Annotated in this window: 1 protein-coding gene; it reads right to left on the reverse strand. The window is 68.9% G+C overall.

The window, feature by feature from the left end; translation table 11 throughout:
• The coding region (locus tag ACT84W_RS08445) for a response regulator transcription factor (RefSeq protein WP_444328884.1) at window positions 1-402 on the reverse strand (402 nt) is incomplete at both ends.

Raw genomic sequence — 402 nt, forward strand, 5'->3', positions numbered from 1 at the left:
GACGTCCACGGTGCGCGAGCCGCCGTCGAAGTCCCAGCCCCAGACGCGCTGGAGCAGGGTCTCGCGCGAGAACACCACGCCCGGCGACTTCATGAGGAAGGAAAGAAGGTCGAACTCGCGCATGGTGAGCTGCAGCTCCTTACCGTCAAGGGTGGCCTCGCGACGGTCCGGCCACAGCTTGACGGGGCCGGCCGTGAGGCTTTGCGACTCAGGCTCCTCGGCCTGGCGCCCCGCGCGGCGCAGGAGAGCGCGCGTGCGGCTGACCATCTCCATCATGCCGAAGGGCTTGGAGAGGTAGTCGTCCGCGCCGCCGTCGAGCGCGCGCACCTTGTCGAGCTCGGTGTCCTTGGCGGTGAGCATCATCACGGGGACGTTCGAGAGCCCGGGCATCTTGCGGATGCG

The sequence above is a fragment of the Paratractidigestivibacter sp. genome (assembly GCF_052362415.1).
In the GTDB taxonomy this organism is placed as follows: Bacteria; Actinomycetota; Coriobacteriia; order Coriobacteriales; family Atopobiaceae; genus Paratractidigestivibacter.